Raw genomic sequence first — 15463 nt, 5'->3', positions numbered from 1 at the left:
AGGTCCATTTGTCACCACCGTATGGTAAAGCTCGTTCGCACGAGTCGACTTCCCCCTGTTCGGCGGCCTTTCTCATATGCCCCCCCTATCGATCGTTTTTGCAGCGCTCTTGATCGCTGCGCTTAAGCCAGAGCGACTGCCTCGCAAGCCTGTTTTCGCCTTTACGGCGCTGACTTTGGTGCTGTGCTGTTTCGTCCCATCGCGTGCGCAGGACGGGGGCACACAAGGTCCGAACGCTCAGGTTGAGCGTACCCTTAACGACTTCGCATGGAAGAAGGACGTGTCTACCGGGAACGAGCTTGCCGCTTCTCGAAGTGACACCTCCTTTAATTTTTTTGATGTCGGCGATCTCTCTTACTACAGCCAGTATTTGGTCGAGCAGGATCTTCGCCGCCTCGCCGCTGCAGCCGGCCTGACAATAGACCACACGCCTGCGAAGTATTCTACCGTTGCGATCGTTCATGACACGCAGGTTTTCGCGCGGCTAAAGAGTGACAAGTCTGCTTTCAAGTCTTTGGGCTTTTCGGATTACGGAATAGAGACGTTGGAAAAGCAGGTGACGTCCGATACTCCCAAGTGTCTCACGATGACTAACACGGATGGAAATAATGACATTGTTGGTACGGTCGTTTTGCTGTCGGAGAAGTTCGAGGGTTGCCTTGTCGGCGCACTGCTCAATTCATTCGGAATCACTGGTTCGGACATCAACGCCGAAACGCTCATCGATGTTTGCGTTCTCTACGAAGGCCGCCGGCTCGGTCTGCGGGATCGCCAAAGCCTTACCCGAGAAATTCCTAAACTTCGCGACGTTTGCATAACGAAGGCGGGAATTGACAACCAGCAGCGGCAACGAGGTTAGCAGCTTTGCCCCTTCGAGGATCGAGCCCGCTCATGGCCCATAGCTGCTATCGACGACCCACCCAGGACTATCTGCTTCTGGGGCAGCTTCGCCATCATCAGTTTCCATCGTAAAAATACGATACACCGCACTCAGCGCGGGCCTTGAAATCCAGAAAATCCACGAATGAACGCATCGGCTCCCGCGCGCGACGAAACATGGCGGGTGACACACGCCGGGTGACGATCATCTCAGCGGCAGTGTCTCACGCGCGCGCACTTTCAAGACAGGCGCGCCGCCAACCCTTTCCCATCGGCTGCTTGCGGGACATCACCGTGCCATCGCTGCGAACACTCTTTCCGACGAAGCTCCGCCCGCTGCTTCGGCTCATCCTCGGCTTCCTCATCGCCCCGATCATGCCGGGCGTGGTGATCGGCGGCGTGGCGGAGCTGTTCAGCGGGCCTGTCACCGGCAGCGGCGCACTTGCCTTAACGCTCTCTGCGTATTTTGGTTATCCCGTGGCTCTGCTCGGCGGCGTGCCGTTGTATCTGCTGCTGCGCTGGCGCGGCTTCAATGGATGGCTGGCTTACGTCGGTGGCGGCGCCCTGCTCGGCAGCCTTCTGTTTCTGAAAGGGGCCGTTATGTTCCGCGAGGCGGGCTTCTTGGCGCCGCCCGGCAAATTCATTGAGAACGTGCCACTTCTCTTGCTCTCGATCGTTTGCAGCATGTTCGCTGCCTGGTGCTTCTGGATGATCGCCCGGCCGGACCGCAGCGTCAAACACTCCGAGCTCGCGCCTTCCGCATAAGACAAGCGCGCCATGAACGCATCGGCCCCCGCGCGCGACGAAGGATAGCGGGTGACGATCATTTTCAGCGGCAAGTGTCACACGCGCGTGCTATTCCAAGACAGGCGCGCCGCCACCCCTTTCCCATCGGCTGCTTGCGGAACATCACCGTGCCATCGCTGCGAACCATCTTTCCAACGCGCCTCTGGTCCCGGCTTGGGCCGCTGCTGCGGCCGATCCTCGGCTTCTTCATCGCCCCGATCATGCCGGGCGTGGTGATCGGCGGCGTGTTGATGCTGCTCGGCGGGCATCTCAACGGTGGCGGCGGACTTGCCGTGAAGGTCGCGGCGTATTTCGGTTATCCCGTGGCGCTGTTCGGCGGCGTGCCGCTGTATCTGTTGCTGCAACGGCGCGGCTTCAATGGATGGCTGGCTTACCTCGGTGCCGGCGCCCTGCTCGGCAGCCTCCTGTTTCTGAAAGAGTTCGTTCTCTTCAACGGAGCGAGCTTTCCGGCCGCGCTTAACAACATCATTGAGAACGCGCCCCTTCTCTTGCTCGCGATCATTTGCGGCATGTTCGCCGCCTGGTGCTTCTGGATGATCGCGCGGCCTGATCGCAGCGGCGAAGACGCGGACGATGCGGCGCGGTCAGCGCCCTAGACCACCGCCGCCGCGATCAGCACCACCGTGATGACCGACGAGAACACCAGCGGCGCGGTGAAGAAATATTGCCAGCTCAGGACCGTCGTCACCGCGAAGGCCAGCACGAGCCCCCAGCCCAGGAGACGCAGCGGCGCGAGCTTCGCCACCTCCGGATTTCCCAATTGCCAGGCGAGCAGCGCCGCCAGCAGCAGGAACACGGTCACGAACAGGCCGAAGCCGGTGTAGAAATCCCAATAGGTCCGGGTGAAGCCCTGGGTTTCGAACGAAAGCGACTTCATGGAGGACAACAGCGCGTCCACCTTCCATGCCGGATCGTTTTTGCGGAATCCGAGCGTATGGCCGGCCGCGAACAGCACGATCAGCACCGACGATATTCTGTAAAGCAACGACGCGCTCATGAATTCCCTCCCCCAATATTCCCCGGTAATCGGCGATGATGTTCAGCAAGCTCCGCGCATCGAGCGTCATCGGGCCCTTGCTACTTTTTCACCTTCTTCAGCGCCTTCGGCAAATCGGCGATGGCCGCAATGATGGTGCCGCCGCTGGCGCGGATGAAATATTCCACCTGCAGGTTCACAGTGCAGCCTTCGTTCTCGGCGGCGATGCGGAAGTCGCCGCGATAGCCGATGATTGTTTTGCCCTTCGCGAAGCCATAGCCGATCTCGGCGGCGGTGCCGCTATCCACGTCCACACCGTCGAGCACGGCGACGATGGCATCGGCCTTGTCGATCATCGCCTGGTTCGATGCGCCGATTTTCGGATTGAGCTTCGCCCATGCCTTGCGCCGCGCTTCGCCGTAAGGCATCGCCAACACTTTCATGACGGCCTTCGGCGAATAGGTCCACGGGTCGAGCACCTCGTGCTGCAGCTCCTTCAGCTGCGAAACCATCATTGCGTGAAACGCGCGCCCCGCTTCCGAGAAGCCGAGCGGCCCTGCTGTATAGATTTTCATGGAAGATCACCTGCCCCGTGCAGGCGGCACGATACACGCGCGCGGCGCACGCCGTCGAGATCAAATCGCTGGACGTGTGAGCCTTTATGAATAGGCGCGGCACATCAGGGCGCGACGCGGCTGGCGCGGCCAACGCCGCTCACGCGCCAATTCAATCTTGCGAAAGTCAAACTTGCGGACGTCAGTATGCGTAATTGCGATTGTATCGCGGACGCCCGTAGCGCGCATAAGCGCCGCGAAGCGCGTAGTTCCGCTGGCAGTAATATCCGGTGCCTGACGCACTCGCCTGACACTGCCGATAGGTTGAGTACGCGCAGTTGCCCGGCCCGGGGCCCATCTTCAGGCAGTAGGGATAATTCTGGGCTTGCGCCGCGCCGACGTCGAGAACGGATGCGGCCGCCACGGCTGCGGCGGCGAAAAGAATGGTTCGCATGGCCATCTCCTGATGCAACGGATACATCAACGGGATATAGGCAAGCCTGTTCCTCAGAGAAGATCCGCGAAAGTGTTACACGGCCGCGGACGATGCGTCCGCATCGTTGACCGATCGCGACCGCATTAGTATTGCGGGTAATAGCGGTATCCCCGCGGCGCGGGAGATGCCGGACCATAGCCTGCCGGCAGCATCGCGTAATTCGGCTGGCAGTATCTAATGGTGCCGGATGCGGTCGCCATACACTGCGCATAGCTGGTGTATTTGCAATCGCCCGGCCCGGGGCCGCTGATCAGGCAGAATGGATATTGCTGAGCGTGCGTCGGGCCGGCGTTCAACACCAAGGTCGCGGCCACCGCCGCAGTCGCGAAAAGAATGGTTTGCATGGCAACCTCCTGAAGGTACAGGCGTCGATCCCACCCTTTGGATATAGGTGGCGAGTTGCCGGGAGGAAGGCCGGGGCGAGCGATCGTGGTGGGGGGACGGAGGCCGATGCGAGGGTCGCGTTGACCGATCGCGATCGCGTCAGGATTACGAACCGTAAAGACGGCCGTTCCGCAACAAATGCCCAACATGTGGCGCGTTGGGTCGCTGAATCGAATAGTTCGGCTGGCAGAAACCGCCGGTGCCCGATATGGCCATCAGACACTGGTCATAACTCACGTACTTGCAGTCTCCCGGCCCTGCGCCGCCGTTGTTCAGGCAGAACGGGTAAGTCTCGGCCTCCGCCGCGCCGGCATTGAACGTCACGCTCGCCGCCACCGCCGCGACAGTGAAAAGAAGAGTTCGCATCACAATTTCCAGAGGCAATAAGCTTTGGTTCTGTTGGAGGATATGGACGCGTTGATGGATTTAGAGAAGGCCGTGAGTAGAAGTGCCGCAGATGTGTCGCGCGGCGTGCGGTCAGAGAAGCGTGAAGCGCTCAGTTCGCCCTCACGCATGAGGCGGAAAAGCGTGCAGCGGTTGTTCGAAAAGATGATACGCGAATAACAGCATGATCCGGAAAAATGTGCAGCGTTTGTCCGACAAGATCATGCGCGAATAACAGCATGATCCGGAAAAGTGTGAAGCGGTTTTCCGATAAGATCATGCGCTAACAAGATGTAAGCGCGATGACGATTGATCCCGATCTCATCGCGCTTGAGCGCCGCCTCAGTACTGCGGCCCGTAACCGCGGGGCCGCGGCGAGTAGCCGTAGCCGGCGCCCGGCGCGCCGCGAAACTCCGGCAGCCAGTAGTTCGGCTGGCAGTATTTTCCGGTGCCGGACGCGGTCGCCATGCACTGATCATAGCTGACGTATTTGCAGTCGCCCGGCCCGGGGCCGCTGATCAGGCAGAATGGATAACCCTGGGCGCGCGCACTGCCAATGTGGAACGCCGTGGCCACAGCCAGCGTCGCAAGGATGAAAAGTATGGTTCGCATGGCAATCTCCAAATGCAATCAGACTTCGGTTCCGCTGGGAGATATATGTGGGGCGGGTGTTTAAGGAAGCCCAAACAAGAAGGAGTGATGGGGGAATAAGGGGGATGGGGGTGGCTTGAGGGCTTACCTGTGATCGGCGGACGCAGAGTACTCTGAGCTCAAGCAAATCGCAGAAGCATCACTCAAAAAAGCAGGTAGAAATCTTGTCCTTGGCCGCTTGGACATTTGGAATCTCACACTCCCACACCGTGAGAACCCGCCACCCCGACCTTCGCAACAAATCGTAATTTTCTTCATCTCGTTCAACATTACGCGAGAGCTTTTTCGCCCAGAAGAACGAATTGCTTTTTGGCAATCGGCTTTTAGGACAATTGGCGTGCTGATGCCAAAAGCAGCCATTTACAAACAAGACAGTCTGAAATCGAGGAAACGTTAGATCTGGCTTACCTGGCAAATCATTTCGAAAAAGCCGAAACCGCAGACCTAGGCTGTGAGCAGCTCGTCGCGCGATTAGTTCGGGCCCGGTGTTTTTCCCTCGAACCGCTCGCATATTTGCGCTGCGTTTTTCACAACTCACGTCGCCACTTCTACTTTCTGAAAGGCTCGAATTCATCAAACCCAAGTCGACTCATTTCTTGCCCTAGTTTCTGCACAGTGCGTAAGGCTCTTCGGTGTTTTAGATCAGCTATCCAGCGATAAATCGCACCATCAGCATCAGAAAAAAACAATCCACGTCGGCGCGGCAAAGTTCCTGCGGTCACTACATCTTTATTTTCGGTCGGGTTAAACAAAATCGAGACCGTTTCCGCGTAGGAACTTCTCTTCATTCCAAGGCCGATCCAATCTGGCTTTCCTTTACGCAAGATCTGTATCACATGATCTGGATCGTCAGCCCTCTCTTCTAGCCGGGCGAATAGGAAATTAGACGGCTTTCTTACCCGAACCGAGTCGCAACTAGCCTGCAGACAGAGCAGATATTCGCCACTCACACTCTGCACGATTGTACCTAGACCTAAGTGCGGGTGACGCTCCCCATCGCGAAAGAGATGGCTCCCAGGGTGAGCGCGCGTTCCGGTAACCGCCGCAAACTGACGCATTTCAGAATGCGCTGTTTGACGATCCTTACTGAAAAGCGTTGAAATCTCTTTTTGAATAATCTTCTTGTTCGGTGCATTTGCCAACGAACTTTGTGCCGATGCTATGCCCAAATTTACAATCTTAATTGCATCTTCAACAGGGACATCGAATTGCTTGGGGCCGTTCTGATCATACCTAAGCGGCAAGGTTCCAGAACCGTTCGCTATTTCACGTATGCGAGCCGCAATCGCCTTCGGACCAGCAAACACCTCTCCGACGTTCTGCTTATCGATGGCATTCTTCAATTCGCTCAATATAACATTGATAGCATACTCTTCAGCGTCACTGACATTGGCAATGATTGCACGGTGATGAAAATAGGGGCCGTCCATGGAGCCAGTTATCTTAGCCAAAACATGGTGCGTCGCATCTCGAATGGACGCGATGGTTGCTATGGCTACACTGGAAAGCAACCCATCAGCCAAGGCCGAAAACTCGACTTGGAGGCGCTTTGGTAGGAGATCCTCAGTTACTTGGTTGGTGCTTCTTGCATCTGCCAACTGAATCCCGTGAGCCTTAAATAGGCACACAATTTTAAGCCCTCCATTACTCTGGATAAGAAGGGACTCTCGCTTAAGATTGTGCTTTCGCTTGAATCGTGTCGAGAACGCATCAAACACTTTTTCCAAAATGCGATTATTCGTAGTATCGCCGGTATAGATAGCGATCAACCTAAGACGCCCATTTTTTCTAGCGTCTGATTCGGCTATCTCTTTAATAATGCCTACGGCGGACCGACCTGCGTCCCCGTGAATCTCCCAATCCAGACATACGATATCCGCTCGCTCCGCAGCCTTTTTAACTCGATCTTTAATGAGCTCCCCTTTCCGAGGGCGAAGGACCGAACAAATCAGACCAAGATCCATTGCGTTTTCGATAAGAAGTTTAGCGTTCAAAGCATGCTTACCTAAATCGGAACGCTCCTCGTTCAATTCGACCAACGAAGAAGGACGCTGAAAACGGCTCGGCTTGGTAAGACGCGTAGTTTTTGGCTCCGCGACTTGCGTTTCGGCATACTGGCTCGCCTCGTCGTCAATGACGATCATTGTTTGGGCAAAAGAGCGTGCCGCTAAAAGCCTATAGTCAGGAAACGTCATCTCACTCCCGCGCATTTACTTACTCGCGGCAGCATTGACAGCTGAAATGCGAAATGTAGCGCCATCGCTAGCGTCTTCCTTTTCATCTAAGGTGAGACGCAAGCCAACTTTCTCCAGGCTCCCCCGCGATATATGCAACCCCATTCCGCGCCCCCCAGGCTTTCTTGAGAAATTTAGCAAGAATATATTTTCCCGATCCCGCGTATTCACACCCGGGCCATTGTCCTTCACTAATAGATCTTTTCCAACTGCATCAAGCTTGATCTCGCGGCTGCCGCCCTTTCGCTGAAGCCAGAAAATTGAATTATCAACGAGATTTACAAAGGCCGGTAAAATTGACGATGGATAACTGTGGACCGACGACTGCAAAAACCTATTTGTGCTAGCTAGCTTAACGCCGTGCCTGGCAAGTCGAGGGCCGAAAAGTTTTTCCAAGAATTCGAAAATTTGCTTACCAGAAATGTCAATTTTTGATCGGTGAACTCGCCGATCTAGCGGCGTAAACAGCGTGAGATACTCATCAAGATGATCGAAGCTGTCTCGGATATCTCGATACAATCTACGCAAGTCAGGATTTGTGTCAGCCCACGCCTTCAGCCGCCGCAACCCATCCCGCAGCATCCCCACCGTCTTCTCAAACTCGTGGCTGACCGTATTCAACGCAAGACCGACCTGCGCAAGCTCAAGATCGGCATCGCGTCGAGCACGAAGTTCGTCGATTTCTTCTTCAAGAGCTTCCGTCAGCTCTGCAGTGTCGTAGGCCCCCTCCTCCCAAAGCCGCTTAACCTCCGACAATTGATCCCGCAACCGTTCAAGGCGACTACGCTCTTCTTCATGAACGGAAGTAATTTGTGCAACGAGATTCTCTCGAACGGTGGCGAGCGATCCAATATCCACTGAGGATCTCTGGAGACCTTGAAGCTGAACCATTACCTCATCGATGGTATGCGTGACTCTTGAAAAACTCTCCCGTGTGGTTTCTCGAACATTATTCGCAACGTCGCCAAGCAAAGCGATAATGTCAGCCCTGAGTTGCCTTATGGCACGATTTGCATCGTTTCCGTATTCTGAGATCGACGCCGTCAATCTCGCAGCATCATCCAAGGGAATTTTTGACCGTTTAGCCAGATTTGAGACGAACTGCTCTATTTCAGTTTCAGCTGGCTCGACGAGCTGAGAACTCAGTCTTTCGCTTTGAGAAACATACGTCTGCCATTCATTCGACAGTTCACGTGACAATCCGACACCGCGAGGTTTAATTACTGTCCACGATTTCTCCAGCTGACGCAGAATATCGCGCCCCTCTTTCTCTACCCGCATAAGGGCAATGGCCTTCTGCTGAGTAGGAATTCGCTGAGCCATTACGGATTCCGCTTTCCGCTTCGTCTCCGCAATACTTTCAGTAACCAGTTGCTCAGGCCTGCGATCGTCTATCGCACTGAAAACTTGCGTGAGAGCTCCTTGGAAATCAGAACGTTTCTTGCGAACTTTACTCGCCTGCTGCCGGCGAATTTCCTCATTTCGATTTAGTTCGGCTCTTTTTTCTGCATGGACATCTGCATACCTTCCGTCCTCTCGAAAAAAGTCTCCTGCCGTCTGCAAGAAAAAATTCATGAGAATCGAGCGCATCTGCCGATAAGCGCGATTTTCGCGAAAACCTTCGCGCCCGGCCTTCTCGGTTAAGCTCCCGTTTTCTTCCTGCGTTAGGTTTATTACTCCGAACATACGGCGATACGAGTAAAAATAATAAGACGCACCCAAAGTTCTGTTTCGCTCAATGTCGAGCCAGTCATAGTCAGAGTCGCCGTAGGGCTGAATGCGAATTCCGTCTCGGTAAATATAAAGTCCGCCGTGACGATCCAGCTTTTTCCTGAGCCGAGCATGCTCCTCTGGAGTAACAAGGGAGTCTTTCGCTACACCTTGCATGTAAGCGAATGCAAGGCTGAACGGTCCGCATTCGGTTTCCTTGCCATCGGCTTCATTCCAAGAAAGAACATAGTTCTCGGGCTTCATCTGGTAGATGCCCACCTGCCCCCGGAACTGGCCAAACTTGTCAAAGCGTCCAATGAAGTGGTGATCCACCTCTTTGAATTCGCCCGGCGTAAAAAAAGCGCGGTCGCCTATAAGCTCTTCCGGTTCTCCTTCATGTCGGTGATCTCGGAAGCGCGCGATAATTTGCGGAGATTCGTGTTCCGGCGTCATTGTGTTTGTGAAGCCGATTAAGCTGCGTTCAAAGCGCGTAGCTTTATTGTCGGCCTGACGAGCATCTATGTCGTCTTGAATGATAGGATCGGTCGGCTGAATGAAAAAATGTGTACCGGTGCCATCTCCGCGCAATGTAGGGTGCCCGAGCACTTCGGACCACTGGCGCGGGTCCACACTAAATTCTTTCATTTGCTTGGCAAGAAACTGTGCCAACTTGGCATTTTTCTTATCCGAAACGAGTTTCAGTCCTTCGATTGCTTCTTCGATCATTGCCTGAACATCGTGATTAGTTGGCAACGTTCCGCCCTTAAATTCCCGGACCGGAATCACGACGTCATCCAGATCTACGCCAGGCAATTCGAATATCCCCCAATGGAGATAGGCGGCAATTAGTTTGTCACTCGGTATTTTTTCTCGTCGCGCCCGCGACAGAATAAGAACCTGTGGACCAATGATAGCGATAGCGAGTCGCCCAATTCCTTTTTCGCCGAGCGTTGGTCTAATCTTTTGATCTGGATCGCGCGGCGGAAGGTCTAATTGCGCCGACCCAATCTTACTCTCCGTACCGAGTGTAAGCCATCGACGTTCGAAATCCTCCTTGGTCATCCCAAGGCCATCGTCTCTTAGAACGAATAAATTTTCGTCTCGGAAATAGTCAACTTCCACATTCCTTGCATATGCATCGTGAGCATTCTTAAACAGCTCACTAATCGCTGTTGGGATGCCGGCAATCTGCTGGCGGCCCAACATATCAACCGTTCTTGCGCGGACTCTAAATCTCGCCATTATTTAAGAACTCGTCGCGAGGTATCGCTTGTGATGATTCATTATCGCTTTGCCAAACACCTGCGCCATTTCCACCGGAACAGCATTACCGATTTGTCCGGCCATAGCGCTCAGCGTACCCAGAAATTTAAAGCTCATCGGAAAAGTCTGAATACAAGCAGCCTCACGAATGCTAATTGCGCGATTTTGCGTCGGATGGCCAAAACGACCATTAGAGAGGCTATGGCACTTCGTGGTGAGGGCAGCCGCAGGTTGATCCTTCGGTAGCCTTCCGTATACATCAGTGTGTCCCGAGAAATCTCGATGGCAATCCAACCAAAGTGACTTAGGCCAATCAGCGCGTCCCCCTCCTGGAGGCGTTGCGGCAATACGCTGCAAATTTTTTGGCGAAAGATTTGCCGCTTGATGGTTTGCGATTTCGGGGTGCGCTTCTCCGGCCGCTATGGGTGGAAGGTGAGAAATTCTTTCCCACACTGTCGGTAGCTTCGGACTTCTTGTTCCCGGACCGTGCGTTGGCGCGGGAAAGTTAATAGGACTTAGTCGGCTAGCGATAAGAACCAGCCGTTGACGACGCTGCGGCACTCCATACTGGTATGCCATTACAACTTTATGCGAGTGCCAATATTTCAACTCTTTCAGCAATGCCAGAAATTCCGAGAACGGCGCATCGGATTCTTTCACTGACTGCAAACCGGGCACGTTTTCGATAAACAAATACTCCGGCTTATACGCTCTAACAAATCGATGAAACTCGCGGAGAAGATCCCGACGATTGTCTGCCTGCTTGTCAGCTCTATTTTGTTTCGAAAACGGTTGGCATGGCGCACATGCACCGAAAACCACCGGAATCTTCCGCTTCCGCTTCCTTACAAAACCTTGCAGAGCATCAACCTGCAATTCTCTGATGTCAGTCCTGATAAAATCTGCGCCCTTAAAGTTCGCCTTGTAGGTTGCCTCAGCTTGATCATCAACGTCGATGCCCAATCGGACGTTCAGACCGGCCTTCTGCATTCCCAAGCTGGTACCGCCGCACCCACTAAAAAAATCGTAGAACTCAAGCTTCATGTCTCAACTGTCCCCCGTCGGGGAATATTAAGCTAGACATGTTAACTGTCCAGAAATGCAGGAACATCTGACTAGATACCGGCCGCACAAAAAGTTCAATAATTTCAACGTCTAACTCCCCGATGGATACATATTCCCCTGCTAAGGTCCACCCCCTACCCCCTCAACACCCGACCCACCGTGTTCAGCGCCACGCGTAAGTTGCCCAGCTCCGCGTCCTCCGGGTAGCGCTCTTCGATGCACACTTTGCGCAGCGCTTTGAGCAGCGCGGTGCTTTGACCTATCCCCGCGCCGAGCGTGCGGCCCACTTCGTTCACGCGGTCGTGGCAGAGATCATATTTCGCGCGCAGCCGCTTGCGTCGCCGCTCCTGCTCTTCCGGCTCGACGCTTCCACCGTCTCCTGCACCATCGCCCTCCCACACATAAAAGCCGGTGGCGACAGCCTCCGTCAGGCTGCCTGATTTCGGCGAGCCGATGCGCAGGCCGATCATCCGGCTATAGGCGCGCACCATCGACGCCCACGCGTTGCCGGCGTTGAGCTGCGCCTCGTCGATCAGCCCTTCCTGCCGCAGCCGGCCGAGCGGATAGCCCAGCAATTCCGACTTCGGGTTCTTCTGCCCACGCCGATGCGGCTGATTGTAAATGACGCTGAGATCCACGATCTCGCCGCGCGATTTGCCCGATGCATCGCGCACCACATTGGTCTTGCGCTTGCGGCCCGTGCGCTTGTTGATGATGACCTGCACCATGATGGTTCTCCTTGTTGTTTGAAAAATAGTCGACGCGGCTTGCTGTCGTGATTTTCTGTTGCGCATCGCGTGATTCACGTGAAACACCGCTGTTCACAGCCCTCTCGTTCACAGCTCTGCGGATCGACGCGCTTGCTTCTCCGCGCGACGCGCCGCGTGCTCACGCGCCGGCTTTGAGCCGCATCCGCAATTGTTGAAAGCCTTCGATCACCCGCGCCTTAGCGGCGTCATCGCGCTCCGGCGGGGCTAAACGTTTGCGCTTGCTGCGCGCCACGCGCTCCAGATGCGCCTGATGCTCGCGAAAGCGCGGCTCGAGAAACGCCTTCACCTTCGCCAGCGTGGGCAGGAATTCGCATTGCGCCGGCAGGCCGTGCACGGGATCAACCGCCGCGCTCACCAGCGCCTCCGGGTAGCTCGCAAACATCTTCACCAGGCCCGCCGCATAGACCTTCGGATCGCTCGCCTGGATCGCCGGATAAAAGCCGATCAGCCGCTCCGCTGCCGCCGCAGCCGTCTGCAAGGCTCTTGAGGTTGGCTCGGACATCGTTGGTTTCCGCCTGTTTGCGCTGGAATTCGGTGAGAGGTTTGCTGACTTGTGCCGCTCCTTGCGCCTCGCGCGGCCCGCGCACGATGGCGCCGATATATTCGTGCGGATTTTCCTTGGTGCTCGCGGTCTCCAGCGCCGCACGCGCCAGCGCGACATTGCCGCCCTTCGCCGCCTTCAGCTTCGCGAGCAGGCCGCCCGCGGTCTTGCCCAACAGCGATTTCCCGCGCGTGAAATAATCCCGCTCGGCGATGGACGGATCGCACACAACGTCGTCGCAATCGTCAGCATCGCCATACTCGCGTGTTTCCTTGCGCGTCAGCGAAAATGAATCTGGTTCTGACTCTGTGTCTGACTCTGGGGCCGTTGCGGCATGGGGCGCGCTGTTCGTTTGAATCGTTTCCCGCGTGTCGGGCGAAACGTTGCGTCGCGCGGCCCGATGCTTCCGCACCCGCTCGGTGGAGGTGTCGGATTTATATTGCCGCCCGTCCCAGTTATGCGGCACGAGGCCGGCGTCCGTTTCATCCACAAGGCCGGCCTCGCGCAGCCGCGCCAGTGTGGCAGCGGCCTTGCGCATCGGCATGCGCAGCAGCAGCGCGATGTCGGCCAACTGCGGCAGCACGCCGTCGTGTTTTGAGGCCACGCACAGCATGGCCACCCACTGCCAGCGCGCCACTTCGGGCAGGCGCAGCACCTTCGGATCGTTGATCGCATCATCATACAGGCGAAACCAGCGGCTCATGATGCGCGCGCCTCGTTCAGCGCTGCGAGCGTGCGCTCGATCTCCGCCACATCGCGCGCCAGCTCCGCATCCAGCGGCAGCTCGCGTTCGACCTTGCGCGAGGCATAGAGAATGGTGGTGTGGTCCAGCCCGCCGAAGCGCATGCCGATTTCCGGCAGCGACTGCACGGTGAGGATCTTGCTCAAATAGATCGCGATGTGGCGGCGGCGCACCGTGGCCTTCGAGCGGCGCTTGGCGAACAGCTCCACCCGCGGCATGCGGAAATACGCAATCACCGCGTCCTGAATGTCGCGCACAGTGAGATGCGCGCCCGACAAGCTCGCTTGTGACAGCCTTTTAGAGGTGCGTGGAGTTGGCGACGCGTGTTCGCTGCCGACTTCGGGAGGCGTGTGGTTGGCCTCAAGAGGCGCGGTCACGCTGTTGAGCGACGCGATTCCGCGTCCTACTCCGGCCCGGATGTTTCCTACTTTGGGGAATCCGGCACTCAGAGGGTGGAATTTATCCCTCTGGGTTGAGGCCGGTTTCGGCGGCTCCGGTGGCTGGTAGGCGCTGTTCTGAATGCGCGCAAGCCGCGCCTTGTGCTGCGCGTGCAGCCGCTGCTGTTCGGGTGTCATTCTGGCCTCCCTCGTCTCTTGCCGGTGCTGCCGGATGCCGGCGATGCATGGTTCTTGGCTCATGGTTCTTGCTCGCGCGGGCCAACGTCCGCGCCGTGTTCGATGAAAGTCTTCGCGAACGCGCGCCGGGCTCGGCGAACTTTCACGCGCGCCCGGTGGCGGGAGGTGGATGGTGGAAGCTGCGGCAGCGCGTAGACCGCCAAGCCCATCGCAAACGACATGCGATAGACCCCGCCGATCATCAGCAGCGGATAAACACGCTGATGCTCGGAAATCGCTTGGTTTGAAGGGAAAACGCGCGCTGACACTTCTCCGCGCCGCGCGTCCCCGCCAGCATCCCGCTCCCTCGCTTTGTCCCTGGCGCTCATGGCGTGGCCGCCTTCCGCGAGACCGCCCGCCGCATCTTTTCGCGGACCGGCCGCACCACCGCCTGCGGCCATTCCAGATCCGCCGGCCAGTGGTCCGAAAACCACTGGATGATCTCGTCATATTTGCGCGCGGTGAACGACGTGCGGCTCTCCATCAGCCGCGTGAAGAACGGCGAGAAGTTCGCCGCCTTTCTGCCCAAAGTGGTGAGTTTCATGTTGCGCCGTTCCGCAAAGGCCGTGGCGCAGCTCATCAGATGTTGTTTCAGGTCGTGCTCCATGTGGGTAACCATGATAGAAATTTTCCCACTACGCAATAGGATAGTGGAAGATTTTCCATTGGATTTCCACAGGCACATCGTGGAAAATATTCCACATGAGCGACAACGACTTACGCACCCGCATCCAGAACCGGCTCAGCGAGCTTGGGCGTTCGCCGATCACGGCGGCGGTCGGCGTTGGGCTGGAGCGCACGTATATTCGCGACTTCGTCAACGGGCGGAAGGATTCCATCCGCCTCGACAAGCGCGCGCTGGTGGCGCAGGCGCTGGACTGGAGCGTCGATGAGCTGATGAACGAAGGCGCGTCCGCCGCCTCCCCGCCGTCGATCGTTGCGGGCAATTTGCTGGTCGGCGCGCGCGACTTCCCGATCTATGCGGCGGCCCAAGGCGGCAACGGCCACATGATCATGCACACCGACGTGATGGAGTATGCGAAGCGGCCGGTGGTGCTGGAGGGCGTGCCCGAAAGCTACGGCATTCTCATCGTCGGCGAGAGCATGGTGCCGGCCTATCGCGAGGGCGACATCGCGCTGATCCATCCGCGCCGCCCGCCCGAGCGCGACACCGATGTGGTGCTCTACGATCAGGACCACCGCACGGGCGAAGCGAAATCGATGATCAAGCGCCTCGTCGGCTTCAACGATCGCTCATGGAAGCTCGAACAATACAACCCCGCGAAGACGTTCTCCGAACACCGCGCCGACTGGCCCATCTGCCATCAGGTGGTGGGGATGTATAAGGGGCGGAGGTGAGAGGCGGTTTGAACACCCTCCCAGAGTGTGTGTT

At 56.7% G+C, this 15463-nt stretch carries 20 protein-coding genes; 4 read left to right on the top strand and 16 right to left on the bottom strand.

Going from position 1 to position 15463, the window contains the following annotated elements; all coding sequences use genetic code 11:
• Positions 1–76 precede the first annotated feature (76 nt).
• The 3 genes from ACZ5C3_RS10015 to ACZ5C3_RS10005 all read left to right on the top strand — a co-directional run bounded on the left by ACZ5C3_RS10015 (position 77) and on the right by ACZ5C3_RS10005 (position 2282).
• The gene (locus ACZ5C3_RS10015; RefSeq protein ID WP_464044686.1) at positions 77–859 is read left to right on the top strand and encodes a hypothetical protein; all 783 of its coding nucleotides are present in this window, start codon (positions 77–79) and stop codon (positions 857–859) included.
• A gap of 197 nt (positions 860–1056) precedes the next feature.
• The gene (locus ACZ5C3_RS10010; protein ID WP_464044685.1) at positions 1057–1644 is read left to right on the top strand and encodes a hypothetical protein; all 588 of its coding nucleotides are present in this window, start codon (positions 1057–1059) and stop codon (positions 1642–1644) included.
• A gap of 149 nt (positions 1645–1793) precedes the next feature.
• Positions 1794–2282 (top strand): hypothetical protein, encoded by a 489-nt coding sequence (locus ACZ5C3_RS10005; protein ID WP_464037326.1) that lies wholly within the window; start codon positions 1794–1796, stop codon positions 2280–2282.
• On the opposite strand, the gene ACZ5C3_RS10000 is transcribed toward ACZ5C3_RS10005, so the two are convergent.
• The 16 genes from ACZ5C3_RS10000 to ACZ5C3_RS09925 all read right to left on the bottom strand — a co-directional run bounded on the left by ACZ5C3_RS10000 (position 2279) and on the right by ACZ5C3_RS09925 (position 14677).
• A complete protein-coding gene (locus tag ACZ5C3_RS10000; protein ID WP_464037324.1) occupies positions 2279–2683 on the bottom strand; it encodes an LIC_13387 family protein in 405 nt (134 codons plus the stop codon). The genes ACZ5C3_RS10005 and ACZ5C3_RS10000 overlap by 4 nt on opposite strands.
• 80 nt (positions 2684–2763) lie before the next feature.
• Entirely contained in the window at positions 2764–3237 is a 474-nt protein-coding gene (locus ACZ5C3_RS09995) for a nucleoside 2-deoxyribosyltransferase (RefSeq protein WP_464037322.1), read from the bottom strand.
• Between the two features lie 181 nt (positions 3238–3418).
• Complete coding sequence (locus ACZ5C3_RS09990; protein WP_464037320.1) at positions 3419–3670, bottom strand: DUF3551 domain-containing protein; 252 nt, start codon at positions 3668–3670, stop codon at positions 3419–3421.
• A 125-nt stretch (positions 3671–3795) separates the two neighbouring features.
• A complete protein-coding gene (locus ACZ5C3_RS09985; RefSeq protein WP_464037318.1) occupies positions 3796–4056 on the bottom strand; it encodes a DUF3551 domain-containing protein in 261 nt (86 codons plus the stop codon).
• A 145-nt stretch (positions 4057–4201) separates the two neighbouring features.
• Positions 4202–4462, bottom strand: a complete 261-nt coding sequence (locus ACZ5C3_RS09980) for a DUF3551 domain-containing protein (protein WP_464037317.1) — start codon at positions 4460–4462, stop codon at positions 4202–4204.
• Between the two features lie 360 nt (positions 4463–4822).
• On the bottom strand, positions 4823–5092 hold the full coding sequence (locus tag ACZ5C3_RS09975; RefSeq protein WP_464037315.1) for a DUF3551 domain-containing protein: 270 nt from the start codon (positions 5090–5092) through the stop codon (positions 4823–4825).
• A 178-nt stretch (positions 5093–5270) separates the two neighbouring features.
• Positions 5271–5705, bottom strand: a complete 435-nt coding sequence (locus ACZ5C3_RS09970) for a very short patch repair endonuclease (RefSeq protein WP_464037313.1) — start codon at positions 5703–5705, stop codon at positions 5271–5273.
• Complete coding sequence (locus tag ACZ5C3_RS09965) at positions 5680–7326, bottom strand: response regulator receiver domain (protein ID WP_464037312.1); 1647 nt, start codon at positions 7324–7326, stop codon at positions 5680–5682. The genes ACZ5C3_RS09970 and ACZ5C3_RS09965 overlap by 26 nt, the downstream gene beginning before the upstream one ends.
• A 15-nt stretch (positions 7327–7341) precedes the next feature.
• Complete coding sequence (locus ACZ5C3_RS09960) at positions 7342–10281, bottom strand: ATP-binding protein (RefSeq protein ID WP_464037310.1); 2940 nt, start codon at positions 10279–10281, stop codon at positions 7342–7344.
• A gap of 39 nt (positions 10282–10320) precedes the next feature.
• Positions 10321–11382 (bottom strand): DNA cytosine methyltransferase, encoded by a 1062-nt coding sequence (locus tag ACZ5C3_RS09955; RefSeq protein ID WP_464037308.1) that lies wholly within the window; start codon positions 11380–11382, stop codon positions 10321–10323.
• A 155-nt stretch (positions 11383–11537) separates the two neighbouring features.
• Positions 11538–12131 (bottom strand): hypothetical protein, encoded by a 594-nt coding sequence (locus ACZ5C3_RS09950; protein ID WP_464037307.1) that lies wholly within the window; start codon positions 12129–12131, stop codon positions 11538–11540.
• A 160-nt stretch (positions 12132–12291) separates the two neighbouring features.
• A complete protein-coding gene (locus ACZ5C3_RS09945; protein ID WP_464037305.1) occupies positions 12292–12528 on the bottom strand; it encodes a hypothetical protein in 237 nt (78 codons plus the stop codon).
• Positions 12512–13417, bottom strand: a complete 906-nt coding sequence (locus tag ACZ5C3_RS09940; RefSeq protein WP_464037303.1) for a hypothetical protein — start codon at positions 13415–13417, stop codon at positions 12512–12514. Before ACZ5C3_RS09940 ends, ACZ5C3_RS09945 begins: the two co-directional genes overlap by 17 nt.
• Positions 13414–14031, bottom strand: coding sequence for a helix-turn-helix domain-containing protein (locus ACZ5C3_RS09935; protein ID WP_464037301.1), 618 nt, complete (start codon positions 14029–14031; stop codon positions 13414–13416). Before ACZ5C3_RS09935 ends, ACZ5C3_RS09940 begins: the two co-directional genes overlap by 4 nt.
• Before the next feature lie 59 nt (positions 14032–14090).
• Positions 14091–14399 (bottom strand): hypothetical protein, encoded by a 309-nt coding sequence (locus tag ACZ5C3_RS09930; protein WP_464037299.1) that lies wholly within the window; start codon positions 14397–14399, stop codon positions 14091–14093.
• Positions 14396–14677 carry a hypothetical protein gene (locus ACZ5C3_RS09925; protein ID WP_464037297.1) on the bottom strand — a complete coding sequence of 94 codons (282 nt, stop codon included), beginning with the start codon at positions 14675–14677 and terminating at the stop codon, positions 14396–14398. The genes ACZ5C3_RS09930 and ACZ5C3_RS09925 overlap by 4 nt, the downstream gene beginning before the upstream one ends.
• Before the next feature lie 95 nt (positions 14678–14772).
• Here ACZ5C3_RS09925 and ACZ5C3_RS09920 point away from each other — a divergent pair, with 95 nt between their 5' ends.
• A complete protein-coding gene (locus tag ACZ5C3_RS09920) occupies positions 14773–15429 on the top strand; it encodes a S24 family peptidase (RefSeq protein WP_464037296.1) in 657 nt (218 codons plus the stop codon).
• Positions 15430–15463 lie beyond the last annotated feature (34 nt).

The sequence above is a fragment of the Afipia dichlorophenoxyacetatis genome (assembly GCF_055386385.1).
Note: the sequence above shows the minus strand (reverse complement) of the source record. Positions and strands in the feature narration are given on the sequence as shown.